Source organism: Kitasatospora sp. NPDC057692 (assembly GCF_042799475.1).
In the GTDB taxonomy this organism is placed as follows: Bacteria; Actinomycetota; Actinomycetes; order Streptomycetales; family Streptomycetaceae; genus Kitasatospora.
The window spans coordinates 1-24,562 of record NZ_JBHVIV010000017.1 but is presented as its reverse complement, the minus strand read 5'-3'; the positions used below and the strand labels follow the sequence as shown (position 1 = coordinate 24,562).

General features: G+C 72.4%; 20 protein-coding genes and 2 pseudogenes. 12 read left to right on the top strand and 10 right to left on the bottom strand.

Annotated elements, in window-relative coordinates; all coding sequences use genetic code 11:
• Window positions 1–45 precede the first annotated feature (45 nt).
• Window positions 46–1,467 (top strand): CCA tRNA nucleotidyltransferase, encoded by a 1,422-nt coding sequence (locus ACFVFS_RS12750; protein ID WP_380623324.1) that lies wholly within the window; start codon window positions 46–48, stop codon window positions 1,465–1,467.
• Between the two features lie 64 nt (window positions 1,468–1,531).
• Here the strand turns inward: ACFVFS_RS12750 and ACFVFS_RS12745 are convergent, their stop codons facing one another.
• The 5 genes from ACFVFS_RS12745 to ACFVFS_RS12725 all read right to left on the bottom strand — a co-directional run bounded on the left by ACFVFS_RS12745 (window position 1,532) and on the right by ACFVFS_RS12725 (window position 6,764).
• Complete coding sequence (locus tag ACFVFS_RS12745) at window positions 1,532–2,614, bottom strand: hypothetical protein (protein ID WP_380623198.1); 1,083 nt, start codon at window positions 2,612–2,614, stop codon at window positions 1,532–1,534.
• Between the two features lie 30 nt (window positions 2,615–2,644).
• Complete coding sequence (locus ACFVFS_RS12740) at window positions 2,645–3,265, bottom strand: hypothetical protein (protein ID WP_380623196.1); 621 nt, start codon at window positions 3,263–3,265, stop codon at window positions 2,645–2,647.
• A gap of 113 nt (window positions 3,266–3,378) precedes the next feature.
• Window positions 3,379–4,716: an MFS transporter gene (locus tag ACFVFS_RS12735; protein WP_380623194.1), complete on the bottom strand. Its 1,338-nt coding sequence runs from the start codon at window positions 4,714–4,716 to the stop codon at window positions 3,379–3,381.
• Between the two features lie 139 nt (window positions 4,717–4,855).
• The gene (locus ACFVFS_RS12730; protein WP_344330013.1) at window positions 4,856–5,938 is read right to left on the bottom strand and encodes an inositol-3-phosphate synthase; all 1,083 of its coding nucleotides are present in this window, start codon (window positions 5,936–5,938) and stop codon (window positions 4,856–4,858) included.
• Between the two features lie 127 nt (window positions 5,939–6,065).
• Window positions 6,066–6,764 (bottom strand): helix-turn-helix transcriptional regulator, encoded by a 699-nt coding sequence (locus tag ACFVFS_RS12725; protein WP_380623192.1) that lies wholly within the window; start codon window positions 6,762–6,764, stop codon window positions 6,066–6,068.
• Window positions 6,765–7,116: 352 nt separating this feature from the next.
• On the opposite strand from ACFVFS_RS12725, the gene ACFVFS_RS12720 reads away from it, so the two are divergent.
• Both ACFVFS_RS12720 and ACFVFS_RS12715 read left to right on the top strand, forming a co-directional pair.
• A complete protein-coding gene (locus tag ACFVFS_RS12720; protein WP_380623190.1) occupies window positions 7,117–9,855 on the top strand; it encodes a transglycosylase domain-containing protein in 2,739 nt (912 codons plus the stop codon).
• 192 nt (window positions 9,856–10,047) lie between these two features.
• Window positions 10,048–11,586 (top strand): glycosyltransferase family 87 protein, encoded by a 1,539-nt coding sequence (locus ACFVFS_RS12715; protein WP_380623188.1) that lies wholly within the window; start codon window positions 10,048–10,050, stop codon window positions 11,584–11,586.
• A 10-nt stretch (window positions 11,587–11,596) separates the two neighbouring features.
• Here ACFVFS_RS12715 and ACFVFS_RS12710 read toward each other — a convergent pair whose 3' ends face one another.
• From ACFVFS_RS12710 to ACFVFS_RS12700, 3 genes are all read right to left on the bottom strand, one after another.
• Window positions 11,597–12,631 (bottom strand): alanine racemase, encoded by a 1,035-nt coding sequence (locus ACFVFS_RS12710; protein ID WP_380623186.1) that lies wholly within the window; start codon window positions 12,629–12,631, stop codon window positions 11,597–11,599.
• A gap of 57 nt (window positions 12,632–12,688) precedes the next feature.
• Window positions 12,689–13,807, bottom strand: coding sequence for a lipid II:glycine glycyltransferase FemX (locus tag ACFVFS_RS12705; RefSeq protein WP_380623184.1), 1,119 nt, complete (start codon window positions 13,805–13,807; stop codon window positions 12,689–12,691).
• A gap of 167 nt (window positions 13,808–13,974) precedes the next feature.
• Complete coding sequence (locus ACFVFS_RS12700; protein ID WP_380623182.1) at window positions 13,975–14,274, bottom strand: hypothetical protein; 300 nt, start codon at window positions 14,272–14,274, stop codon at window positions 13,975–13,977.
• A 298-nt stretch (window positions 14,275–14,572) separates the two neighbouring features.
• Between ACFVFS_RS12700 and rpsF the strand changes: the two genes are divergently transcribed.
• The 4 genes from rpsF to rplI all read left to right on the top strand — a co-directional run bounded on the left by rpsF (window position 14,573) and on the right by rplI (window position 16,344).
• The gene (rpsF, locus tag ACFVFS_RS12695) at window positions 14,573–14,863 is read left to right on the top strand and encodes a 30S ribosomal protein S6 (protein ID WP_350570360.1); all 291 of its coding nucleotides are present in this window, start codon (window positions 14,573–14,575) and stop codon (window positions 14,861–14,863) included.
• 96 nt (window positions 14,864–14,959) lie between these two features.
• On the top strand, window positions 14,960–15,565 hold the full coding sequence (locus tag ACFVFS_RS12690) for a single-stranded DNA-binding protein (protein WP_380623180.1): 606 nt from the start codon (window positions 14,960–14,962) through the stop codon (window positions 15,563–15,565).
• A 78-nt stretch (window positions 15,566–15,643) separates the two neighbouring features.
• On the top strand, window positions 15,644–15,880 hold the full coding sequence (gene rpsR, locus ACFVFS_RS12685) for a 30S ribosomal protein S18 (protein WP_030304537.1): 237 nt from the start codon (window positions 15,644–15,646) through the stop codon (window positions 15,878–15,880).
• A gap of 17 nt (window positions 15,881–15,897) precedes the next feature.
• Window positions 15,898–16,344, top strand: coding sequence for a 50S ribosomal protein L9 (gene rplI / locus ACFVFS_RS12680; protein ID WP_355362547.1), 447 nt, complete (start codon window positions 15,898–15,900; stop codon window positions 16,342–16,344).
• A gap of 102 nt (window positions 16,345–16,446) precedes the next feature.
• Here the strand turns inward: rplI and ACFVFS_RS12675 are convergent, their stop codons facing one another.
• On the bottom strand, window positions 16,447–17,772 hold the full coding sequence (locus ACFVFS_RS12675; RefSeq protein ID WP_380623178.1) for an MATE family efflux transporter: 1,326 nt from the start codon (window positions 17,770–17,772) through the stop codon (window positions 16,447–16,449).
• A gap of 591 nt (window positions 17,773–18,363) precedes the next feature.
• Between ACFVFS_RS12675 and dnaB the strand changes: the two genes are divergently transcribed.
• Window positions 18,364–19,836, top strand: coding sequence for a replicative DNA helicase (gene dnaB, locus ACFVFS_RS12670; RefSeq protein ID WP_380623322.1), 1,473 nt, complete (start codon window positions 18,364–18,366; stop codon window positions 19,834–19,836).
• Window positions 19,837–19,903: 67 nt separating this feature from the next.
• On the opposite strand, the gene manA is transcribed toward dnaB, so the two are convergent.
• A complete protein-coding gene (gene manA / locus ACFVFS_RS12665; RefSeq protein ID WP_380623174.1) occupies window positions 19,904–21,103 on the bottom strand; it encodes a mannose-6-phosphate isomerase, class I in 1,200 nt (399 codons plus the stop codon).
• A 333-nt stretch (window positions 21,104–21,436) separates the two neighbouring features.
• On the opposite strand from manA, the gene ACFVFS_RS12660 reads away from it, so the two are divergent.
• The 4 genes and pseudogenes from ACFVFS_RS12660 to ACFVFS_RS12645 all read left to right on the top strand — a co-directional run.
• Window positions 21,437–22,198: a polyprenol monophosphomannose synthase gene (locus ACFVFS_RS12660; RefSeq protein ID WP_380623173.1), complete on the top strand. Its 762-nt coding sequence runs from the start codon at window positions 21,437–21,439 to the stop codon at window positions 22,196–22,198.
• 194 nt (window positions 22,199–22,392) lie between these two features.
• Window positions 22,393–23,457 carry an MBL fold metallo-hydrolase gene (locus ACFVFS_RS12655; RefSeq protein WP_380623171.1) on the top strand — a complete coding sequence of 355 codons (1,065 nt, stop codon included), beginning with the start codon at window positions 22,393–22,395 and terminating at the stop codon, window positions 23,455–23,457.
• 22 nt (window positions 23,458–23,479) lie between these two features.
• Window positions 23,480–24,064: pseudogene (locus ACFVFS_RS12650) on the top strand (molybdenum cofactor guanylyltransferase); the annotation flags it as partial.
• A gap of 129 nt (window positions 24,065–24,193) precedes the next feature.
• A pseudogene (locus tag ACFVFS_RS12645) lies at window positions 24,194–24,451 on the top strand (DUF6457 domain-containing protein); the annotation flags it as partial.
• Window positions 24,452–24,562 lie beyond the last annotated feature (111 nt).

Sequence of the window (24,562 nt, the reverse complement as noted above, 5' to 3'; positions counted from 1 at the left end):
ACCGGCGCCCATCATTCCAGTTCCGCCGTCCAGGTCGTCCCCGGCCTGAGCGAGGCCCAGACCCTGGGCCTCCAGGAACTGCTGCGGGTGTCCCCGGTCGCCGACGAGATCGCCCGCCGCTTCCAGGCGGCCGGTCACCGGCTCGCGCTGGTCGGCGGCTCGGTCCGGGACGCCCTGCTGGGCCGGCTCGGCAACGACCTGGACTTCACCACCGACGCCCGCCCGGAACAGGTGCTCAGGCTCGTGCGCGGCTGGGCCGACGCGGTCTGGGACGTCGGCATCGCCTTCGGCACCGTCGGCGCGCGCAAGGACACCCCGCAGGGCTCCTTCCTGATCGAGATCACCACCTACCGCTCCGAGGCGTACGACCGCACCTCCCGCAAGCCCGAGGTGACCTACGGCGACACCATCGGGGAGGACCTGGTCCGCCGCGACTTCACGGTCAACGCGATGGCCGTGGACCTGCCCGGACGCGGCTTCGTCGACCCGCACCACGGTCTGGAGGACCTGGAGGCCCGGGTGCTGCGCACCCCCGCCACCCCCGAGGAGTCCTTCTCCGACGACCCGCTGCGGATGATGCGGGCCGCCCGGTTCGCCGCCCAGCTGGACTTCGACCCGGCCCCCGAGGTGGTCGCGGCGATGACCGCGATGGCCGACCGGATCGCCATCGTCTCGGCCGAGCGGGTCCAGGCCGAGCTGAACAAGCTGCTGCTGGCCAAGCACCCGGTCAAGGGCCTGCGGCTGCTGGTCGACACCGGGCTGGCCGACCACGTGCTGCCCGAGCTGCCCGCGCTGCGCCTGGAGCGCGACGAGCACCACCGGCACAAGGACGTGTACGAGCACTCGCTGACCGTCCTGGAGCAGGCCGTCGACCTGGAGCAGGACGGGCCGGACCTCACCCTGCGGCTGGCCGCGCTGCTGCACGACATCGGCAAGCCGCGCACCCGCCGCTTCGAGTCGGACGGCCGGGTCTCCTTCCACCACCACGAGGTGGTCGGCGCCAAGATGACCCGCAAGCGGATGCGCGAGCTGAAGTACTCGAAGGAGCTCACCGAGGACGTCTCGCGCCTGGTCGAGCTGCACCTGCGGTTCCACGGCTACGGCGGCGGCGAGTGGACCGACTCGGCGGTGCGCCGCTACATCACCGACGCCGGCCCGCTGCTGGAGCGGCTGCACAAGCTGACCCGCTCGGACTGCACCACCCGGAACAGGAAGAAGGCGGCCGCGCTCTCCCGCACCTACGACGGGCTGGAGGAGCGGATCGACGAGCTCAAGGCGCAGGAGGAGCTGGACGCCGTCCGCCCCGCGCTGGACGGCAACCAGATCATGGAGCTGCTCGACCTCAAGCCCGGCCCGGTGGTCGGCAGGGCGTACAAGCACATGCTGGAGCTGCGGCTGGAGCACGGCCCGATGGAGCACGACGCGGCGGTGGCCGCGCTGCGCTCGTGGTGGGACGCCCAGCAGTAGCACCGGCGGCGGGCGGGGGCGGTGCCGGGGGAACCCGGGACCGCCCCCGCGCCGTCCGCGGGGGTCAGAGCTTCTTCAGGCAGAGGACGAAGCTGAGCGCCTCGGTGCTGGAGGACCGGGTGTAGGTGCTCTCGGCGCCCTCGACGTTGTCGCAGGCCTTCTCGCTGTCGCTGGTCGCGTAGACCTTCTTGATCACCTTGTACTGCGCCCGGGTGTCGGTGCAGGGGAGCATGGTGATCCGCGGGTTGGCGTCGTGGGTGGCCGTGGTGCCGTTCTCGTTGCGCAGGCAGTCTCCGGCCTTGGCGTAGTCGATGTCGCTGGGCACCTTGGAGGTGGCGGTCGGCGTCGGCAGCGTGATCGTCGGCGCCGGGGCCGGCGGCAGCGAGAAGCTCGGCGAGTGGGCCGGCGGGAAGGTCGGCGCCGGGATGGTCACCGTGGTGGGCGTGGGCAGCACCAGCGGCCGGTACGGGTCGTCGTCGTGCCGGGCACCGAGGAACGCCCCGGTCGCGATCAGGACGATCGTCGAGCCGATCCCGAGCACCGGCAGCAGCAGCATGAAGATGTGCGGGCGCTTGGTGAGCGGCACGCCCGGGTCGAGCTGCGGTCCGTGGGTGCCGGGCGCCGGCGGCGGCAGGTCCTTGATCCGGTTGTGGGCGGCGAGGTTCCGCAGCAGGGTGACCACGGTGAAGATCCCGGAGAGGTAGCCCCACCAGCCCTGGACCAGGGTGCGGGCCGACATGTCGCGGACCATCGCGGTGCCGCAGGTGCGGCAGAACGGTCCCGGCTGCTTCAGGAACCGCATGATGATGATGATGCCCTGGTGGCCCCGGACGGTGGTGTCGACGGCCGGGAAGCCGCCGCAGAACCGGCAGACCGGCCCGCCCTGGTAGGCGTAGCCGGCCGGCGCCGGGTAGCCCCCGGCCTGCGGCGGGTAGGCGTAGCCGCCGGGCGCGGCCTGGGCGGGCGCGCCGTACCCGGGCGGCGCGGCCGACGGAGGGGCGGCCGGGTAGCCGTAGCCGGCCGGTGCGGGGGCGGCCGGCGGCTGGGGGGCCGGGGCACCGGCGTACGGGTTGCCGGTGGCGTACGGGTTGGCGCCGTCGGCGGGCGGCGTCGAGCCGTACGGCAGCTGGGGTGGCGGAACGGACAAGGGGATCCCCCGGGAGGAAGGTCGGGCGGGTCAGGACTTCTTGACCGGCGGGACGCCGGCGAGCGGGCCGAGGCAGAGCACGTACCGCTTCTTGTTCCAGCGGCGGCCGCTCTTGCCCGAGACGGTGCTGGTGGTGCCCGCGGTCTCGCGGCACCGGGTGGTGTCGGTGGTGGACTCGTACTTCGCCAGCACCTTGTAGTTCGCCTTGCCGTCGGTGCACTTGACCACCGAGACGTCGCGCGAGCCGCCGGCCTTGACGCAGTCGCCGGCCTTGGCGCCGCTGACGCTCGGACCGCTGACGAAGTAGCCGACGATCAGCGCGAGGACGCCCAGGACCAGGCCGACCGCCTTCAGCCGGGCCTTGCCGCGGCCCTTCGGGGCCGGGGCGCCGGGCGGGACCGGGGCGGCCGGGGGGTAGCCGTGCGGCGAGGGCTGGCCGTAGGGGGCCTGCGGGTGGGCCTGCGCCGGGTACGGCTGCTGCGGCGGGTACGGCTGGTGCGGGTACGGGGGCGCGGCCTGGGCGCCCGGGTGGCCGTAGCCGGGCGGGGGAGGCGGTGCGGCGGTCCCCGGACCGGGTGCGCCGTAGGGCTGCGGGCCCGGCGCGGGGCCGTACCCCTGTGGCGGCCCGTACGAGGGTGGAGGTGTGGTCATCAGATTGTCCCCCGAGACAGAACGCTGTCGCTGCGACAGATCTGACGTACCTTAGCGACTCGCGCCGACGCTCCCGGGGGACAGGGGCCGCCGCCCGGCCCGGTGGGCTTCGCTCAGCGGGCCCGGTCGCCGGGGAGCGGACCGGTGCGGCGGGCGGCGCGCAGATAGAGCACGGCCGAGGCGGCGTACACCAGGGCCACGCCCAGGACGACCGCCACCGAGCGGCCGGAGAGCGGCAGCACCAGCGCGGTCACCAGGGCGGCGGCCACGAAGGCGACGTTGAAGAGCACGTCGTAGATGGCGAAGATCCGGCCGCGGTAGGCGTCCTCGACCGACTCCTGCACCACGGTGTCGGCGCAGATCTTGGTGCCCTGGGTGACCACGCCGAGCAGCAGCGCCGCGATCAGGCAGGGCACCAGGCGGAAGCCGAGGCCCAGAACGGGCACGAAGAGCACCGGCGCCGCCAGGCAGAGAGTCATCCAGCCGGCCAGCCCGAGCCGTCGGCTGCACCAGGGGCTGATCACCGCGGCGACGAAGAACCCGGCGGCGGAGAGGCCGACCGCCTGCCCCAGGGTGGCCAGGCCGGCCGCGCTGTCGGCGGGGTCGTTGAAGGTGTACCGGGCGAGCATCACCACGACCACGATCAGCACGCCGTAGCAGAACCGGGCCGCGGTCACGGCGGCCAGCGCGTGGGCCGCCGGACGGCGGTCGCGCACCAGGTGGACGACGGCGGCCTTCAGCTCGCGGGCGGCCTGGGCCAGCGCCTGGCCGAGCGCCGGCCGGTCCGGGTGGTGCTCGGGGCCGAGCAGGTCCCGGTCCATCCGCAGCGCCGCCAGCGCGGCGGAGAGGTAGAGGAACGCGGCGAGCGAGACCAGGGCGGCGTCGGCCCGCGGCCCGGGGGCCATCGTCTGGTGCAGCACGAAGCCCAGCCCGCCGCCGCAGGCGGCCGCGACGGTGCCCAGGGTGGGGGAGAGGGCGTTGGCGGTGACCAGCTGCTCGCCGCGCACCACCCGGGGCAGGGCCGCCGAGAGGCCGGCCAGGATGAACCGGTTGAGCGCGGTGACCAGCAGCGCGGAGGCGAAGAAGAGCCAGGTCGGCGCCTGGACCAGGAGGAGCCCGCCGGTGACCAGGCCGAGGCCGAAGCGGGCCAGGTTGCCCAGGTAGAGCACCTGGCGGCGGCGCCAGCGGTCCAGCAGGACCCCGGCGAAGGGGCCGATCACCGAGAACGGCAGCAGCATCACGGCCAGTACCGAGGCGATGTCGGCGGGCGAGGACTGCTTCTCCGGGGAGAAGACGACGTAGGCGGCCAGCGAGACCTGGAAGACGCCGTCGGAGAGCTGGGACAGCACCCGGGCGGTCAGCAGCCGGCGGAAGTCGCGGCCGCGGAGCAGGTCGAGGAGCGTGGCGCGGTGCGCGGCACGGTGGGTACTGCCGTTCTCGGTGATCGCCACGTGCCCAGAGTGCCATGGAAGGGGCCGGTGTTTCACGTGAAACATTGGACGGCGGAAGGTGAACGGGCCCACGGTCGTCGACCGTGGGCCCGTTCGGTGCCGGAGCGGGACCGGGCTCAGTGCCCGGAGGTGCTCAGGTTCAGCGCTCGACCTCGCCGCGGATGAACTTCTCGACGTTCTCGCGGGCCTCGTCGTCGAAGTACTGGACCGGCGGGGACTTCATGAAGTACGAGGAGGCGGAGAGGATCGGGCCGCCGATGCCGCGGTCCTTGGCGATCTTCGCGGCGCGCACGGCGTCGATGATGACACCGGCGGAGTTCGGGGAGTCCCAGACCTCGAGCTTGTACTCCAGGTTCAGCGGGACGTCGCCGAACGCGCGACCCTCCAGGCGGACGTAGGCCCACTTGCGGTCGTCCAGCCAGGCCACGTAGTCCGAGGGACCGATGTGGACGTTGTTGGAGCCCAGCTCGCGGTCGCGGATCTGCGAGGTGACGGCCTGGGTCTTGGAGATCTTCTTGGACTCCAGGCGCTCGCGCTCGAGCATGTTCTTGAAGTCCATGTTGCCGCCGACGTTCAGCTGCATGGTGCGCTCGAGGACGACACCGCGGTCCTCGAACAGCTTGGCCATCACGCGGTGCGTGATGGTGGCGCCGACCTGGGACTTGATGTCGTCACCGACGATCGGCACGCCGGCCTCGGTGAACTTGTCCGCCCACTCCTTGGTGCCGGCGATGAACACCGGGAGGGCGTTCACGAAGGCGACCTTGGCGTCGATGGCGCACTGGGCGTAGAACTTGGCGGCCTGCTCGGAACCGACCGGCAGGTAGCAGACCAGGACGTCGACCTGGGCGTCCTTCAGGGCCTGGACGACGTCGACCGGGGCCTCGTCCGACTCCTCGATGGTCTCCCGGTAGTACTTGCCCAGGCCGTCGAAGGTGTGGCCGCGCTGGACGGTGATGCCGGTCGGCGGCACGTCGCAGATCTTGATGGTGTTGTTCTCGGACGCCGTGATGGCGTGCGCGAGGTCCTGGCCGACCTTCTTGGCGTCGACGTCGAAGGCGGCGACGAACTCCACGTCACGGACGTGGTAGTCACCGAACTGGACGTGCATCAGCCCGGGGACCTTGCCGGCCGGGTCGGCGTCCTTGTAGTACTCGACACCCTGCACCAGCGACGTGGCGCAGTTGCCCACACCCACGATGGCTACGCGAACCGAACCCATTCCGGTTGCTCCCTGTGATCTCATGAGCGCCGCCGAGGGTCGGCGGGACTCGTCCTGCTTCTTCGATGACTGCTTGACGGGCGCGTGCGCGCCCACTCCTGCCGCGCGGCACAGGGCTGACGCGGTGTCAGCGCTCCTGGTCGGAGCGCCCCGGGCGGTCGTACGGTGGCCCGGGCGGGTCCACGGACCCGTCCTCCTCGCCTCGGCCGTCCGAAGTCTTGGGTACTGCCGGGCCGGTCGCGCCGGCCGGCGATCCGGGCCGGCCGGTGCGGTTGGCCCGCTCGGTCTCGATCAGCTCGTTGAGCCAGCGGACCTCGCGCTCCACCGACTCCAGTCCGTGCCGCTGCAGCTCGACGGTGTAGTCGTCGAACCGCTCCCGGGCGCGGGCGAGCGAGTTGCGCATCCGCTCCAGGCGCTCCTCCAGCCGGCTGCGGCGGCCCTCCAGCACACGCATCCGCACGGCCCGGTCGGTCTGGCCGAAGAAGGCGAAGTGCACGCCGAAGTGCTCGTCCTCCCAGGCGTCCGGGCCGGAGTCGGCGAGCAGTTCCTCGAACCGCTGCTTGCCCTCGGCGGAGAGCCGGTAGACGATCTTGGACCGCTTGCCGTTGAGCGCGGTGGCCGGGACGTACTCGACGTCCGGGTTGTCCTCGACCAGGAAGCCCTGGGCCACCAGGCTCTTCAGACAGGGGTAGAGCGTCCCGTAGGAGAACGCGCGGAACGAGCCGAGCAGGACGTTGAGCCGCTTGCGCAGCTCGTACCCGTGCATCGGGGCGTCGTGGAGCAGTCCGAGAACGGCGAACTCCAGCACTCCTGAGCGCCTGCCCACTGCCGTCGTCCTCCCTTCCCCGGCCGGTCCGCGACCCGCCTCCTTCGGCGGTATGTCGCTCCGATGTATCGGCTCGATATATCGAGAACAGTAAGCCTGGGTCTCCGAACGGGCAAGGGGGACGCGCGTGAATGTGATCACAAGCCGACGCGCGGGCAGGCTTGGCAACGGCCGTGTAATGATCTGCCGCCGTTTTGTGGCTATTGGCGATTGATGCCCGATTAGGTCGGTTTCCGAGCTGCGTACGCTGTCGCGTGTGCACGAGGACCACCTCCGGGGTTAGGGCGGTTGCGGGCATCGGACGTGGACCCTGCCTTCAGGCTCGACCGGCCTGGCGAGGAGTAGCTGGAACATGAGCGAACGACGACGCAGGTCGCCAGGCGGCGACGGTCGTCCCCCGGGCGGAGACAACGGGCGCGAGGCGGGCGCCGGGCCCGACGAGATCGGCTCGGAGGGCCTCGGCCGGCGCCGGCCGCAGGGCGGGCGGGACACCGCCCAGCAGCCCCGGATGACCCGCGCGGAGATGCGCAAGGCGGCCCAGAAGGGCGGTCGGCGCGGTGCGGCGGCCACCGGCGGAGCGGCGGCGGCAGGTCCGGGCGGCTCGGGCGGCGGCCCCGGCAAGAAGCGGTTCATCGACTACCCGCGCTTCGGCAAGCAGGGCTTCCGCCGCTGGCTGCCGTCCTGGCGGCAGTGGCTGAGCGCCGTCCTGCTCTTCGTCGCGGCCTGCGTGGGCTCGGTCTTCTACGTCTACCAGACGACCGAGATCCCCAAGCTGAACGCCCTGGTCAACGACCAGAACAACATCTACTTCTGGGCCGACGGCACCGAGATGGCCCGCAAGGGAGAGACCAACCGGCAGATCGTCGAGCTCGCCGACATCTCGCCCAACCTGCAGAACGCGGTCATCGCGGCGGAGAACGCGACCTTCCGCACCGACAGCGGCATCGATCCCAAGGGCATGATGCGCGCCGTCGTCAACATGGCCAAGGGCGGCGAGACCCAGGGCGCCTCGACGATCACCCAGCAGTACGTGAAGAACGCCTACCTGACGCAGGAGCAGACGCTCTCGCGCAAGGTGAAGGAGTTCTTCATCACCCTGAAGGTCAATCAGGAGTTCAAGAAGCCCGAAATCCTCAAGGGCTACCTGAACACCAGCTGGTTCGGCCGCGGCGCGACCGGCGCCCAGGCAGCCGCGCAGGCGTACTACGGCGTCAACGCCAAGGACCTCGACCTGTGTCAGAGTGCCATGCTGGCCGGACTGCTCAAGGGCGCGTCGTACTACGATCCGACGATCAAGGCCAACCAGGCCCGCGCCGAGGAGCGCTGGACCTGGATCCTCGACCGGATGGTGGAGACCAAGAACACCACCCCCGAGGAGCGGGCGAAGTGCACCGCCTTCCCCCAGCCGATCAAACAGGTCCCGCCGGCCAACATGAACGGCCAGATCAGCTACCTGGTCGAGACCGCCAACAAGTTCGTCATGGCCAAGGACCCGACGATCGACCAGCGGGCGATCGAGAAGGGCGGCTTCAAGATCTACACGACCTTCCAGAAGGACAAGGTCGACGCCCTGAAGCAGGCCGTGGACGACGTCAAGGCCGAGACCCTGAACCCGCAGAAGCGCCCGGACAACGACAACTTCGTCCAGTTCGGCGCGGCCAGCGTCGTCCCCAACGACGGGGCGATCGTCGCCATCTACGGCGGTGACGGCGTGGAGAACGGCCACCACGACAACAACGCCGACGCCCAGGGCGTCCAGGTCGGCTCGACCTTCAAGCCCTTCGTACTGGCCACCGCCATGCAGACCGGCGTGCAGACGGCGACCGACGACAAGGGCAAGCCGAAGCGGATCAACGCCGACAGCCGCTACCTCTCCGACGACATGTCGGAGATCCGCAAGCCGGACGGCTCGCTGGTGATGGGGGACGACGGCAAGCCCTACCGCCAGAAGAACGAGGAGAAGGGCAAGCGCGGCTACGTCTCGCTGCGGATGGCCATGCAGTACTCCTACAACGTCCCCTTCGTGCAGCTGAACCAGGACGTCGGCGGCGAGAACGTGATGCAGATCGCCGAGGCGATGGGCATCCGCAAGGAGAACCTCGAAAAGGAGGCGAAGACCGCCACCTTCCCGCTCGGCGTCTCCACCATCAGCCCGATCCGGATGGCCGACGCCTACGCGACCTTCGCCGCCAGCGGCAAGCAGGCCGACCCGTACTCGGTCACCAAGGTGCTGATGGACGGCAAGGAGCGGCCCGGCTTCGGCAAGCACGAGACCAAGCAGGCGCTGGAGCCGGCCGTCGCCGACAACATCACCGACGTGCTGGTGAACGTGGCGAAGAACGGTACCGGCAAGAAGACCAACACCCTCGGCCGCCCGGTGGCCGGCAAGACCGGTACCACCGACGAGAACAAGTCGGCCTGGTGGGTCGGCTACACCCCGCAGCTGACCACCAGCGTGGCGATGTGGCGCGAGGACGCGGCGCACCCCGGGCGGCTCTCGCTCAACGGCACCGGCGGCAAGGACTCGGTGCACGGTGGTGACGTCCCGGCGGACGTCTTCACCCGGTACATGAAGGCCGCGCTGGCCAACGAGAAGAAGCTGGACTTCCCGACCCCACAGCCGGTCGGCTCTCAGGTCGACTCCTCGGGCGCGCCCAGCACGGCGAGCGCCACGCCGACGCCGACCTCGACCGAGACCGCGCCCACCGCCCCGGCCGACCCGAACGCCGGCCAGCCGGCCCAGCCGCCGACGACCCAGGGACCGGCCTGCGTCCCCGGCGTCGACTGCCCGGGCACCGTGCCCACCGCGCCGGTGCCGACCAAGACCAACCCGAACCCCGGTGGCGGCACCGGTGGCGGCACCGGCGGCGGTACCGGCGGCGGTGGCAACGGCGGCGGCGGCGCGGGCGGCACCACACCGTCCCCGACCTGCCTGCTCGGCCCGATCGGCTGCACCACGCCGACGGCGCCGACGACCACCGAGCCGGGCGGCGGGGCCGGCGGCGCGACCGGCGGTCCGACCACCAAGCCGCCCAAGCCCAGCGGGTCGGCGACGCCGCCCGCGGGCGGCGGCAGCGCGGCGGCCCCGTAGGCGGACCCCGCAGGACGGTGACCCGGAACGGCGGTGGGAGGCTCCGAAAGAGCCCCCGCCGCCGTTTCGTCGTATTCGGAGCGGTTCGTGCCGGTACCCCGCCGCCCGGCGGCCGGGCCCTCGCCGCCCGCCCGCGGAAAAGGCCCAGGGGCCTCCTCGTACGGGCGGCCGGGGTGCGGCAGGATGTCCGCCATGACGTCCAGCGTTCGTGACGAAGAGGCCGTTCCCGTGCCGCCGGCCGGTCCGCAGGCCAACACCGTGGTGGTGCCGGCGGACGAGGATCCGGTCGCGGCGGCCGGCAGCGAGGTGATCGGCGGCCCGCCCGGACGGCGCGCGCTGCTCGGCGTCTCCTGGTGGATCCCGGCGCGCTTCCTGGCGCTGGTGGTGATCGTGGTCTCGGTGCTGGGCATGGCGCAGAAGCTGCCCTGCTACGACGCCGCCTGGTTCCAGCCCGGCTCGCCGCAGTACGTGCACGCCTGTTACAGCGACATCCCGCACCTGTTCTCGGGGCGCGGCTTCGCGGCCGGCCTGCACCCGTACGTGGACCGGATCCCGGGCACCACCGGTGACCTCCAGTTCCTCGAGTACCCGGTGCTGACCGGCCTGTTCATGCAGATCGCGGCCTGGCTGACGCCCGGCGGCGGCGCCCTGCAGGACCAGGAGCGGTGGTTCTGGACGATCAACGCCGGTCTGCTGATGGCCTGCGCGGTGGTCGCCGTGGTCGCGCTCTCCCGCACCCACCGGCGCCGCCCCTGGGACGCGCTGATGTTCGCCCTGGCGCCGACCCTGCTGCTCAACGCCACCGTCAACTGGGACCTGCTGGCCGTCGCGCTGGCCGCCGTCGCGCTGGCCTGGTGGTCCGGCTCGCGCCCGGCCTGGGCCGGGGTGTTCATCGGCCTGGCCACCGCCGCCAAGCTCTACCCGGTGCTGCTGCTCGGGCCGCTGGTGGTGCTCTGCTGGCGGGCCGGCCGCACCCGCGACCTGCGGGCCCTGCTGGGCGGTGCCGTCGGGACCTGGCTGCTGGTCAACCTGCCGATCATGATGGCCAACTGGCAGGGCTGGTCGACCTTCTACGTCTTCAGCAAGCACCGCACCGAGGACTACGGCTCGCTGTGGCTGGTCCTCATGCAGAACCGCGGCGTGGGGCTGGCGAACCTCGACACCTTCATCGCCCTCCTGATGCTGCTGAGCTGCGCGGGGATAGCTTGGCTCGGCCTCGCGGCGCCCCGCCGGCCGCGGGTGGTCCAGCTGGCCTTCCTGGTGGTGGCCGCGTTCGTGGTGTTCAACAAGGTGTACTCGCCGCAGTACGTGCTCTGGCTGCTGCCGCTCGCGGTGCTGGCACGGCCACGCTGGCGGGACTTCCTGATCTGGCAGGCCTGTGAGGTGCTCTACACCCTGGGCATCTGGTCCCACCTGGGCTTCGTCACCGGGCCCAAGCAGCACGGCATCGGCGAGTCCTGGTACCACTTCGCGATCGTGCTGCACCTGCTCGGCACGCTGTACCTGGTCGGCATGGTGATCCGGGACATCCTGCTGCCGGACCGCGACCCGGTGCGCTGGGACGGCAGTGACGACCCGTCCGGCGGGGTGCTCGACGGCGCCCCGGACGCCTTCGTGCTCGGCACCGCCCGTCGGCTGCGCGAGGAGGAGAGCTACGCCGGGTACGCGCCGGCCGGCCCCGAGGGGTGGCTGGAGGAGCCGCCCGCCGAGGAACCGGCCGTCAAGGACTGACCGGCGGGGCTCAGCGGTCCACCACGCGGTCGAAGTGCGTGGTGGTGTGCCGCACCTGGAGGCCGAGCTCGTCGCCGACCGCCGGCGGCTTGGCCTCCCCGTCCAGGAAGAGCAGCGAGACCTGCATGTGCGGCGGCTCGGCGAACCAGAGCTGCTTGCCGGCCCAGTGGTACGGCGACTTGGTCTTGTTGACCGTCGCCAGACCGGCCCGGGCGATGCCCTTGGCGCGCGAGGACATGCCCTGCACGTACTTGGGCGCCTCCAGGCCGATGCCGTGCGCGGTGCCGCCGGCCACCACCAGCAGGTGGCCGTCGGACGGCGCCGGGTGCTGGCGGTAGCCGTAGCGGTCGCCCTTCTGCACCGGGGTGACGTCCAGCACCGTCGCCCGGACCTCCAGCGCACCGTGGTCGCCCAGCCAGAGCCGGGTGCCGATCCGGGCCCGGAAGACGGTGTCGGGGAAGCGCTGGGCCAGCTGCTCCATGCCCGCCGCGCCGAGGTGGCTGACGAACACGGTGTGCACCGGGATGCCGGCCGCCCGGGCGGTCTCCACCCAGTACGCGACCTCCTCGACCGGGCTGGAGCCGTCCGGCCGGTCCATCGGCAGGTGCAGCGCGAGGCCCTCGAAGTGGACGCCCTCCAGCTCGGCGGCGACCGTGGGGAGGTCGGCCGCCGAGACGCCGTGCCGGCGCATGGTGGTCATGCACTCCACCACCACCCGGGCCCCGTGCAGCGCCCGCAGGCCGTCCACGCTCGCGACCGTCCGGATCACCCGGGCGTGCGGCAGCGGCAGCGCCTCCTCGCCCACCCGGTAGGGGGTGAGCACCAGCAGCTCGCCGCCGTACCAGTCGGCCGCGTCGGCGGCCTCGTACGCGGTGCCGACCGCCAGCACGCCGGTGCCGAGGAGGGTCGCCTCCTCGGCCAGGCGGTGGTTGCCCAACCCGTAGCCGTTGCCCTTCGCCACCGGCACCAGACCGGGGAACTCGGCCAGCACGGAGCGCTGGTGGGTGCGCCAGCGTTCGGTGTCGAGATAGAGCGACAGCGTCATCGGGTCATCTCCCAGGGGGTGTTGGGCACGGCTGCTCGGTGGCTCGGCGAGCGCTGCTCAGCGGCGCGACATGTAGAGGTCGAGGGCCTTGTGCAGCAGCTTGTTGAGCGGGAAGTCCCACTCGCCGAGGTACTCGGCGGCCTGGCCGCCGGTGCCGACCTTGAACTGGATCAGGCCGAACAGGTGGTCGTTCTCGTCCAGGGTGTCGGAGATGCCGCGCAGGTCGTACACCCCGCCGCCCAGGGCGTAGGAGTCGCGCATCATCCGCCACTGGATCGCGTTCGACGGCTTGACCTCGCGCTTGTGGTTGGCCGAGGCGCCGTAGGAGTACCAGACGTGCTCGCCGACGACCAGCATCGTGGTCGCGGCCAGCGGCTCGCCCTCGTGGTAGGCGATGTACAGCCGCATGCGGTTCGGGTCCTCGGTGGTGAGGGCCTTCCACATGCGCTGGAAGTAGGCCAGCGGCCGCGGGGTGAACTTGTCGCGCTCGGCGGTCACCAGGTAGAGCTGGTGGAAGACGGCCAGCTCGTCGTAGCCGCCCTGGACCACCTCGACGCCGCTCTTCTCGGCCTTCTTGATGTTGCGGCGCCAGAGCTGGTTGAAGCCCTTCTGGATGTCGTCCAGCGAGCGGTTGGCCAGCGGCACCTGGAAGACGTAGCGCGGCTGGACGTCGCCGAAGCCGGCGCCGCCGTCCTCGCCCTGCAGCCAGCCGGCCTTGCGCAGCCGGTCGGCGACCTCGAAGGCGCGCGGCTCGTACCAGTCGGCCTCGACGTCGCGCAGGCGCTTGGCCTGCTTGGCGGCGATGGCCTCCTTGATGGTCGGGGCGTTCCAGCGGCGGATGACCACCGGCGGGCCCATCTTCACCGAGAAGGCGCCCTGGGACTTCAGGTGCGCCAGCATCGGCTGCAGCCAGCGGTCGAGGTCGCGGTCGAACCAGTCGATCACCGGGCCCTCGGGCAGGTAGGCCAGGTAGCGCTTGAGCTTGGGCAGCTGCCGGTAGAGCACCAGGCCGGCGCCGACGAGCTGGTTGGCCTTGTCGAACCAGCCGATCGACTCGGAGCGCCACTCGGCCTTCACGTCGCCCCAGGACGGCACCTGCATGTGGCTCGCCGAGGCGCGGCTCCTGATGAAGGCGAGGTGCTCCTCGCGGGTGATCGTCCTCAGGCGCAGGCTCATGCTCGGTGCTCCTCGTCGGTCGGGCTGCGGTGGGCCCCGTCTTCTCGGGGTGACCCTATCGTCCGGGGTCCCGTCGGCCGCGGGCACGGCGGCGCCCCCGCCGCGTACCCGTCCGCCTGAAGACAAGTACGCCACGGGGGCGCCGGGGGTTCCTCGGAGTGGCGGGGCTAACCCCACAGACCGCCGCGTGCGATGCCGAGGTAGAAGCCGATCGCCGAGGCGCCGAGCGTGACCATCAGGACGAAGCGCTCGGCCGTGGTGACGGAGACGTACATCCCGAGCAGGCCGGTGACGATCCCGAACAGGCCGGTCCACGAGGTCAGCAGGTGCAGGTTGTGGAAGAACGACGTGATGAAGGAGATCGCGCCCAGTACGGCGGTGAGGCCGACCAGGGTGTTCTCCCGCGGGTGCGGGTGTCCGTCGGTGTTCAGGGTGAGGGCGGGCATGCGGTGGACGGTCTGGGCCATGAGTCCCACCTCCTGGCGTGGAGACGAACGGGCGGGGAACCCGTTCCGTCCAGATTGCGGCGGTTGGGCGGGTCTCACAACCCCTATGCGTTTTGTTCGTCCGTCCGGGTGCGGGTAGGGTGTGTCGTCTGCACTGGTGTAGTTGTGCCCTCCTCTGCCCTCTTCCGGGTGAACGGGGACGGGCTGTCGGACCCGGCCGCTACGGTGGCCGTGTCGTCACTGCTCCGGTGCCGACGCTGCACAACCCTCCTGCCACGGAGAGACCGTGGCCGCTGAGTCCAAAGGAGGTGGGTTACTCATGCGTCACTACGAGGTGATGGTGATCCTCGACCCCTCGGTCGAGGAGCGCGCCGTTTCCCCCCTGATCGAGAGCTTCATGGCTGTCGTCCGCAACGCGGGTGGCAAGGTCGAGAAGATCGACACCTGGGGTCGCCGCCGTCTGGCCTACGAGATCAACAAGCAGTCCGAGGGCATCTACTCGGTCATCGACCTGCAGGCCACGCCTGAGGTCGTCAAGGAGCTCGACCGCCAGCTCGGCCTGAGCGAGTCGGTTCTCCGGACCAAGGTCCTGCGCCCGGACACCCACTGAGCCACCTCTGAGGCCTTCGGGTCTCGGGTAGCTCGCGACCGCTGTTTCACGTGAAACAGCGGTGAACGGACATCTTCCCGAGAGGTCATCACCACCATGGCAGGCGAGACCGTCATCACCCTCGTCGGCAATCTCGTCGACGACCCCGAGCTGCGCTTCACCCCGTCGGGTGCGGCGGTCGCGAAGTTCCGCATCGCGTCCACCCCCCGCACCTTCGACCGCCAGACGAACGAGTGGAAGGACGGCGAGAGCCTCTTCCTCACGTGCAACGTCTGGCGGCAGCCGGCGGAGAACGTGGCCGAGTCGCTCCAGCGCGGCATGCGCGTCATCGTGCAGGGCCGACTGCGCCAGCGGTCTTACGAGACCAAGGAAGGCGAGAAGCGGACGGTCTTCGAGGTCGAGGTCGACGAGGTCGGCCCGAGCCTGCGCTCGGCGACCGCGAAGGTCACCCGGGCCAACCGGTCCGGCGGCCCCCAGGGCGGCGGCTTCGGCGGCGGCCCGCAGGGCGGCCAGGGCCAGGGCGGCGGCTGGGGCGGCGGTGGCGGCCAGCAGGGCGGCGGCTGGGGTGGCAACTCCGGCGGCGGCCAGTCCGGCCCCTCCGACGACCCCTGGGCGTCCAGCGCTCCCTCTGGTGGCAACCAGGGTGGCGGCGGCTGGGGTGCCCCGTCCGGTGGCGGCTTCTCGGAAGAGCCCCCGTTCTAAGAGCTGACAGATTTCGTGCGGCCTGGCCGCGGGTGTCGCGAGACACCCGCCCGGCCGTGAACCCCAATGGAGCACACAATGGCGAAGCCGCCTGCTCGCAAGCCGAAGAAGAAGGTTTGCGTCTTCTGCAAGGACAAGGTCAACTACGTTGACTACAAGGACACGAACCTGCTGCGGAAGTTCATCTCCGACCGCGGCAAGATCCGTGCCCGCCGGGTCACCGGCAACTGCACCCAGCACCAGCGTGACGTCGCCACGGCCGTGAAGAACAGCCGTGAGATGGCGCTGCTGCCCTACACCAGCACCGCGCGCTAAGAGAGGGTGACCGAACAATGAAGATCATCCTCACCCACGAGGTGCCGGGCCTGGGCTCGGCCGGCGAGGTCGTCGAGGTCAAGGACGGCTACGCCCGCAACTACCTGGTTCCGCGTGGCTACGCCATCCGCTGGACCAAGGGCGGCCAGAAGGACGTCGACGCCATCCGTCGCGCCCGCAAGATCCACGAGATCCAGACCCTTGAGGCCGCGAACGAGGTCAAGGGCAAGCTGGAGGGCGTCCAGGTCAAGCTGGCCGTCCGCTCGGGCGAGGCCGGCCGTCTGTTCGGCTCGGTGACCCAGGCCGACGTCGTCGAGGCCATCAAGGCCGCCGGCGGCCCGTCGGTCGACAAGCGCGCCGTCGCGATCGCCTCGCCGATCAAGACCGTGGGCACCCACAAGGTCTCGGTCAAGCTGCACTCGGACGTCCAGGCCAACCTGGACATCGCCGTCGTCGCCGCCTGAGCCACGACCACGCACCGGTAGCGTCAGCTCCGTAGCAGTGGCCCGAGGGCCGGTCCCCCTTCCCGGGGGGCCGGCCCTCGGTCGTCCGCCGGGCGGCGCCGGTCAGCTCCGCACGGCGCCGGTGACCAGCCACCGGCCGCCGCGGGCCCGCCAGGCCAGGAAGCCGCCGCGGACCAGCATGAAGAGGTTCATCGCCCACCAGAGCCCGGCGAGCCCGGTGCCGCTGGACGGGACGGCGAGCGCGGCGGGCGCGAAGACCGCCAGCGTGCCGAGCATCGCCCAGGCCAGGAACGGGCCGTCCCCGGCGCCCATCAGCACGCCGTCCAGGACGTAGACCAGGCCGGAGACCGGCTGGCAGAGCGCGAGCAGCAGCAGGACGGTGTTCAGCTGGTGCTGGACCGCCGGGTCCGGGGTGAACAGCGGGACGTACAGCGGCCGGGCGACCACCACCAGCAGGCCCAGCAGCACACCGGAGCCGATGCCCCACTCGATCATCCGGCGGGTGGCGGCCCGGGTGCCCGGCACGTCCCCGGCCCCGAGGTAGCGGCCGATGATGGCCTGCCCGGCGATCGCGATGGCGTCCAGGGCGAAGGCGATGAACAGGAAGACCGTCATGGCGATCTGGTGCGCGGCGATCTCGTCGTCGCCGAGTCCGGCGGCCACCGCGGTGGCGATCATCAGGACGGCGCGCAGGCTCAGGGTGCGGACCATCAGCGGCCCGCCGGCCCTGGCACTCGCCCGTATCCCGGCCGCGTCCGGCCGCAGCGAGGCCTGCTCCCGGCGGGCGCCGCGGACCACCACGAACACGTAGACGGCGGCCATGCCGGTCTGGGCGATCACCGTGCCCCAGGCCGAACCGGCCACCCCGAGCCCGGCGCCGTACACCAGTCCGGCGTTCAGCCCGAGGTTGGCGGCGAAGCCGGCGACGGCCACGTAGAGCGGCGTCCGGGTGTCCTGGAGGCCGCGCAGCACCCCGGTGGCGGCCATCACCATGAGGATCGCCGGGATGCCGAGCGCGCTGATCCGCAGGTACGTCACGGCGTACGGGGCGGCCGTCGGGGAGGCGCCGAGCACGTCGGCCACCTGGGGCGCGAGCAGCAGGGTCAGCGCGACCACCCCGGCGGAGAGCGCCAGGGCCAGCCAGATGCCGTCGATGCCCTGCTGGATCGCGGCCCGGCGGTCCCCGGCGCCGATCCGGCGGGCGACCGCGGCGGTGGTGGCGTAGGCGAGGAAGACGAAGACCCCGGTGGCGGTGGTGAGGGCGGCCGAGGCCACGCCGACGCCGGCCAGCTGGGCGGTGCCGAGGTGGCCCACGATCGCCGAGTCGGCCATCAGGAAGAGCGGCTCGGCGACCAGGGCGCCGAAGGCGGGGACGGCGAGGGCGAGGATCTCGCGGTCGTGCCGGCGGCGGTCGGTGGTGAGGGTCATGGGTTCCAGGCTACTCATCCACAGGTAAGTGACGCCAGCGGTTGGTGCCGCTTACTCGTACGGGCGAGCGACTGCGCCGTCCGGGTGTGTGTCCACCGCCACCCGGCTCCGTGTGAAGAATTTCTCATGCACAGGCCCGGGACGGGGGAAGCGCAGGTCAGCGGGTTGACGGTGGATCGATGGTCTGGTTATCCACAGGGCTTTCCACAGGGGCGTCCACAGGTTTGCCGCACTTCTCCACAGTCGTGGGCCGCTCGTCCACACCCCCTGTGGATAACCGCCTTGGCTGAAGGCCGTCCGGCGCCTTAGCGTGGGCTCTCCGGCCGACACTCCCATCCGCCTCGGCGTCCGATTTGTCGGTGCGGTGGCGTAGAAAATGCGGTGGCGCGGAGTCGGGTTCCGCACCATCCCGGCCACCGGCAAGGCCCGCTCCAACTCGCACCACTCGCTGATCGGGGAACACGCGTGACCGGCCCCCAGTACGACGACCACGACGCTCCGCCGCCGGAGGACGACTGGCAGGGCGCCGACGACCCCTTCCCGGTCGGCGCCTTCGCCGACGCGCCGTTCCCGGACGGCCCCGGCGACCGGCTGCCGGTCTCCCGCGGCCGCGGCGGCCAGGGCCAGGGCCAGGGCGGCGGCTTCCAGAAGGGCGGCAAGGGCGGCTCCGGCGGCTTCCAGAAGGGCGGCAAGGGCCGCCAGGGCGGCGAGGAGGAGCGCGGCGAGGGCGGCCTGGACGGCTTCGAGCGCGTGCCCCCGCAGGACCTCGCGGCCGAGCAGTCCGTGCTCGGCGGCATGCTGCTCTCCAAGGACGCCATCGCCGACGTGGTCGAGGTGCTCAAGCCGGCCGACTACTACCGGCCCGCGCACGAGCTGATCCACGGCGCGATCCTCGACCTGTACGCGCGCGGCGAGCCGGCCGACCCGATCACCGTGGCCGGCGAGCTGACCAAGCGCGGCGAGCTCCAGCGGGTCGGCGGCCCCGGCTACCTGCACACCCTGGTCAACTCCGTCCCGACCGCCGCCAACGCCGAGTACTACGCGCAGATCGTGCACGAGCGCGCGGTGCTGCGCCGGCTGGTCGAGGCCGGCACCCGGATCGCCGGCATGGGCTACGCCGCCGAGGGCGACGTCGACGAGATCGTCAACGCGGCCCAGGCCGAGATCTACGCCGTCACCGAGCAGCGCACCAACGAGGACTACGCGCCGCTCGCCGACATCATGGAGGGCGCCCTCGACGAGATCGAGTCGATCGGCTCCCGCAACGGCCAGATGTCCGGTGTGCCGACCGGCTTCGCCGACTTCGACGCGCTCACCAACGGGCTCCACCCCGGCCAGATGATCGTCATCGCGGCCCGTCCCGCGATGGGCAAGTCGACCCTGGCGCTGGACTTCGCCCGGGCCTGCTCGATCCACCACAAGCTGCCGAGCGTGATCTTCTCGCTCGAAATGGGCCGCAACGAGATCGCCATGCGCCTGCTCTCCGCCGAGGCCCGGGTGGCGCTGCACCACATGCGCTCCGGCTCCATGACGGACGACGACTGGACCCGGGTGGCCCGCCGGATGCCGGACGTCAGCGAGGCGCCGCTGTTCATCGACGACTCGCCGAACCTGTCGATGATGGAGATCCGGGCCAAGTGCCGCCGGCTCAAGCAGCGCAACGACATCAAGCTGGTCGTCATCGACTACCTCCAGCTGATGCAGTCCGGTGGCTCCCGCCGGGCCGAGAACCGCCAGCAGGAGGTCTCCGACATGTCGCGAAACCTGAAGCTGCTGGCCAAGGAGCTGGAGGTGCCGGTGATCGCGCTCTCCCAGCTGAACCGAGGCCCCGAACAGCGCACCGACAAGCGCCCGATGGTCTCCGACCTGCGAGAGTCCGGCTCGATCGAGCAGGACGCCGACATGGTCATCCTGCTGCACCGCGAGGACGCCTACGAGAAGGAGTCCCCGCGCGCGGGCGAGGCCGACCTCATCGTCGCCAAGCACCGCAACGGCCCCACGGCCACCATCACCGTGGCCTTCCAGGGCCACTACTCCCGCTTCGTCGACATGACCCGCGACTAGGAGGTCCGTCCGGGGCCGGGTCCGGGTCGGGGCCGGGCCGGTCAGGGCCGGTCCGGCGGCGCGGCCGTCAGAGCGTGACGGTCGCGCGGAAGACGGTGGCGGCGGCGCCGTCCAGCCGGGTCGCCGTCCCGGTGGCGGGCAGGAAGGCGGACCCGCCGCGGGCCAGCTCCAGCACGGTGCCGTCGGCGGCGGTCAGCCGGACGGTGCCGGCGGTGCAGAGCAGGATCTGCGGGGCGTCGCCGTCCACCGTCCGCTCCCGGCCGTCCAGGACGAACCGGGAGAGCCGGAACTCGTCGATCGGCACCGGGTACAGCTCCTCGCCGGGCGTCCCGTCGACCGCGACCGGCCGCAGCGGCTCGGGCGAGCAGGAGGCGAACTCGACCACCCGGAGCAGCTCCGGCACGTCGATGTGCTTGGGCGTGAGCCCGGCCCGCAGCACGTTGTCCGAGTTGGCCTGGAGCTCGACGCACACGCCGTGCAGGTAGGCGTGCGGGACGCCGGCGCCCAGGTAGAGCGCCTCGCCGTCGCGCAGCCGGACGTGGTTGAGCAGCAGCCCGGCGATCAGGCCGACGTCCCCCGGGAAGTCCCGGGCGATCCGGGTGTAGGGCGCGTACGGCCCGTCCGGGTCCTCGGCGGCGGCCTTGTCGAGCGCCTCGGCGGTGTCCCGGACCGCCTCCGCGGCCTCGGGCCCGGACAGGGTGAGGACGGCGGCCAGCGCGCGGCTGAGCGCCTCGGACTCGTCCTCGGCGCCCAGCAGGGCGATCACCGGCTCCAGCGCGGGCACCCCGAGGCCGGCCAGCAGCGCGGCCGCCCCGGCGGGCCGGCGGAAGCCGCAGAGTCCGCCGAAGTCGCCGAGCGCGCAGATCAGTTCGGGCTTGTGGTTGGCGTCCCGGTAGTTCCGGTGCGGGGCGTCCAGCGGGATCCCCAGGGCGTTCTCGGCGGCGAATCCGGCACGGGCCTGGTCGAGCGAGGGGTGGGCCTGGATGGAGAGCGGGATGCCGGGGGCGAGGACCTTGAGCAGGAACGGCAGGGCGGGGCCGAACCGGGCCACCGAGGCGGCGCCCAGCTCGCCCTCCGGGTCGGCGGCGATCAACTCGTCCAGCCGGCGCGGCCCGTCGCCCCGGTCCGCCCGGGACGGGTTCCCGGGGTGGGCCCCCATCCACAGCTCGGCCTGCGGTTCGCCGGTCGGCTCCTGCCCGAGCAGCTCGGGGAGCGCGGTGACCGAACCCCAGGCGTACGGGCGGACGGTGTTGACGAGCTTGTCCATGGGCGCGGTCCTGCTCCTAGCTGCAGTGGCTGGTGGGCCTCGCCGCCGTCAGGCGGCCGCAGGCGGGGGCGGACGGGCGGGCATCCGGGCAAAGGCCGGGCATCGACCCTAGCCGACCTGCGCCCCCGCCGGGGAAACGGCGGGCGCCGGCCGGGAGTGCCCCGGGCCGGGGCCGGGCGGAGAGTCGGCCCCAGGACGCGGTAGTAGGATGCCAGGACCCAGTGTTTTCCACGGTGTCGTCCGGGCCGGCCGGGTGCCGGCCGGGACTGTGTCTTCCGATGAGTGCGGGCAATGGTGACCGGCACGTCCCGCCACCGGCCGAGAGGTTAGTACGTGACCGTCAACCAGCAGGGTTTCGCCGATCTGGGCCGGGTGCTGGTGATCATCCCCACCTACAACGAGGCGGAGAACGTCGAGCTCATCGTCGGCCGGGTGCGCGCCGCGGTGCCCGAGGTGCACGTGCTCGTGGCCGACGACAACAGCCCGGACGGCACCGGGGAGCTGGCCGACAAGCTGGCCGCCGAGGACCCCCAGGTGCACGTCATGCACCGCCGGGGCAAGGAGGGCCTGGGCGCCGCCTACCTGGCGGGCTTCCGCTGGGGCATCGACGAGGGCTACGACGTGCTCGTCGAGATGGACGCCGACGGTTCCCACCGCCCCGAGGAGCTGGGCCGGCTGCTCACCGCGCTGCGCGGCGCCGACCTGGTGCTGGGCTCGCGCTGGGTCCCCGGCGGCCGGGTGGTGAACTGGCCGAAGTCCCGGCTGCTGCTCTCGCGCGGCGGCTCGACCTACTCCCGGCTGATGCTGGGCGTGCCGATCCGGGACGTCACCGGCGGCTACCGGGCGTTCCGCAAGGAGACCCTGCTCGGCCTCGGCATGGACCAGGTCGCCTCGGCCGGCTACTGCTTCCAGGTCGACCTGGCCTGGCGGACGGTGAAGGCCGGCTTCAAGGTCGCCGAGGTGCCGATCACCTTCGTCGAGCGGGAGCTGGGCGCGTCCAAGATGAGCCGGAACATCGTCGTCGAGGCGCTCTGGCGGGTCACCTCCTGGGGCGTCGCCGACCGCGTCGCCAAGCTGCGCGGCCGCAAGGGCTGACACCCGCGGCGGAGAGCCATCGCCCGGACACGTGATCGGGAAGGCGCGCCCCACCGGGCGCGCCTTCCGCGTTTTCCGCGCGCCGTGCTCCCATGCTGTAGGGCGACGGCCCCGCCGCGCGGCCACCGCCGCGCCGTATACGCACCACCGACGCCGGGCCGGGACCGGGACCGCCGAACCAGAGGGAGCAGCCAGTGACGTCGTCCCCGTCCGAGGAGAACGCCGGTGCGGACCCGGTCGATGCGGCGCCCGCCGCCGGAGCGCCGGTCCGGCCGCTGGAGGTCGACGTCTTCACCGGCCCCGAGTCGGCCTTCTTCGCGACCTCCACGCTGATCCTCGGCGAGCACACGGCGATCCTGGTCGACGCCCAGCTCACCCGCAGCGCCGGGCGCCAGCTGGCCGAGTGGGTGGCGGGCAAGGGCCGCCGGCTGCTCGCCATCGTGATCACCCATCAGCACCCCGACCACTACTTCGGTGCCGAGGAGGTGCTGCGGCTGTTCCCGGAGGCGCGGCTGCTGGCCGCGCCGACGGTGGTCGACGGCATCCTGCGCACCGCCGCCGCGAAGGTCGCCCAGTGGAAGCCGGTGTACGGCGACGACATCCCGGACCACCCGCTGGTCCCGGCGCCGCTGCTGCCCCAGCCGCTGATGGTCGACCGGCAGGTGATCCCGGTCCTGCTGCTCGGGCAGGGCGACTGCGGCGGCTCCACGGTGGTGCACGTGCCGAGCATCCGCACCGTGGTGGCCGGCGACTTCGTGTACAACGGCACCCACGTCTGGACCGCCGACACCACGCCGGAGCAGCGCACCGAGTGGGTCCGCAACCTGGGGCGGATCGCCGAGCTCGGTGCGGAGCGGGTGATCGCCGGCCACCGGGCGCCCGACCAGGGCGACGACGCGGGCCGGGTGCTGGCGTTCACCGGGGAGTACCTGCAGGACTTCGACCGGCTGCTGGCCGAGCACCCGGACGACCCGGAGGCGCTGGTCGCGGCGGTGAACGAGCGGTACGGGGAGCTGACGCTGCCGGCCGTGCTGGAGCTGAGCGCCGCCGCCAGCACGGCCGCCGCCGGCACCGCCGCCGCCGCTGACACGGATGCCGACACCTCCGCCGCGACGGAGGGCACGGCCGTGGCGGACGAGGCCGCCGCCGGGCCGGACGACACCGTCGAAATGGACACCGCCGCGGAGCTGGACGCCGAGCGGGGGGCCGGGGACGCCGAGGCCGCCGGGGACGCCAAGGCCGCCGGGGACACCGCCTGAGCCCGCGGCGGATACTGGCGGCATGACGCCGTACGACGTGATCGTCCCGGCCGGGGGCGCCGCCCGGCGGCTCGGCGGGGCCGACAAGCCGGGCCTGACCGTCGGTGAGACCACCCTGCTGGACCGGGTGCTCGCCGCCTGCGCGGACGCCCGGACCACCGTGGTGGTCGGACCGGCCCGCCCCACCGCCGGGCCCAGGGTCCGGTGGACCCGCGAGCACCCGCCCGGCGGCGGGCCGGTGGCCGCCGTCGCCGCCGGACTCGCCGAGGTGACCGCCGACCTGGTGCTGCTGTTCGCCGCCGACCTGCCGTTCCTCGACCGGCGGACCGTCCACCGGCTGGCCGCCGCCCTCGACGGGGCCGGGCCGGACACCGCGGCGGCCGTGCTGGTCGACGCCGCCGGCCGCGACCAGCCGCTGGCCGCCGCCTACCGCACCGCCGCCCTGCGCGCCGCGCTGGCCGCCGCCGGCGACCCCGCCGGGCTCCCGCTGCGCCGACTGACCGGGGCCCTGCCCACCCTCCGGCTGGCCGACACCGAGGACGCCGCCCACGACTGCGACACCTGGGAGGACCTGGAACGGGCCCGCGCGCGCGACGCTGCCGGAGGCTGAGCGCGGCCCGGAGCGGTCCGCTCACCGCGGCGCAGGCCCGGCGTGAGCGAAACGACGCGTGTCGCTCACCGGGCCAACATCCCGGGGCCACCGCCGATCGGGCAGCATGTTCGCATGGAGCGCACGCTGGATGACTGGATCGCCGAGGTCCGTGCCGAGCTGGACATCGACCTGGAGGTCGACGTCCGCGGCCTGCTCGACCTGGCCCGGGTGGTCGCGCACGGGGTGGACCGGCCCGCCGCCCCGCTGACCGCCTTTCTGATCGGCTACGCCGCCGCGCAGCGCGGCGGCGGCCCGGAGGCGGTCGCCGAGGCGTCCCGGCGCACCGCCGCGCTCGCCGAGCGCTGGGCGGCGGCCCGTGCCGCCGACCCGGGGCAGCCGTGAGCGTGATGACGGAACGCGCCGCGCCCGCCCCGGCCCCCCCCGCCCCGGGGGGGGGGGGGCCGGGGGGCGCCCCCCCCCCGCGGGGGGGTATTAAAAAAAAAAAAACCCCCC

What these genes read in the sequence shown, in the direction of transcription:
- rplI (WP_355362547.1), top strand. Translation starts at nt 15,898, where the DNA reads ATGAAGATCATCCTCACCCACGAGGTGCCGGGCCTGGGCTCGGCCGGC.
- ACFVFS_RS12710 (WP_380623186.1), bottom strand. Translation starts at nt 12,631, where the DNA reads ATGACGCTGTCGCTCTATCTCGACACCGAACGCTGGCGCACCCACCAG.
- ACFVFS_RS12690 (WP_380623180.1), top strand. Translation starts at nt 14,960, where the DNA reads ATGGCAGGCGAGACCGTCATCACCCTCGTCGGCAATCTCGTCGACGAC.
- ACFVFS_RS12740 (WP_380623196.1), bottom strand. Translation starts at nt 3,265, where the DNA reads ATGACCACACCTCCACCCTCGTACGGGCCGCCACAGGGGTACGGCCCC.
- rpsF (WP_350570360.1), top strand. Translation starts at nt 14,573, where the DNA reads ATGCGTCACTACGAGGTGATGGTGATCCTCGACCCCTCGGTCGAGGAG.
- ACFVFS_RS12715 (WP_380623188.1), top strand. Translation starts at nt 10,048, where the DNA reads ATGACGTCCAGCGTTCGTGACGAAGAGGCCGTTCCCGTGCCGCCGGCC.
- ACFVFS_RS12700 (WP_380623182.1), bottom strand. Translation starts at nt 14,274, where the DNA reads ATGGCCCAGACCGTCCACCGCATGCCCGCCCTCACCCTGAACACCGAC.
- manA (WP_380623174.1), bottom strand. Translation starts at nt 21,103, where the DNA reads ATGGACAAGCTCGTCAACACCGTCCGCCCGTACGCCTGGGGTTCGGTC.
- ACFVFS_RS12675 (WP_380623178.1), bottom strand. Translation starts at nt 17,772, where the DNA reads ATGACCCTCACCACCGACCGCCGCCGGCACGACCGCGAGATCCTCGCC.
- rpsR (WP_030304537.1), top strand. Translation starts at nt 15,644, where the DNA reads ATGGCGAAGCCGCCTGCTCGCAAGCCGAAGAAGAAGGTTTGCGTCTTC.
- ACFVFS_RS12720 (WP_380623190.1), top strand. Translation starts at nt 7,117, where the DNA reads ATGAGCGAACGACGACGCAGGTCGCCAGGCGGCGACGGTCGTCCCCCG.
- ACFVFS_RS12730 (WP_344330013.1), bottom strand. Translation starts at nt 5,938, where the DNA reads ATGGGTTCGGTTCGCGTAGCCATCGTGGGTGTGGGCAACTGCGCCACG.
- ACFVFS_RS12705 (WP_380623184.1), bottom strand. Translation starts at nt 13,807, where the DNA reads ATGAGCCTGCGCCTGAGGACGATCACCCGCGAGGAGCACCTCGCCTTC.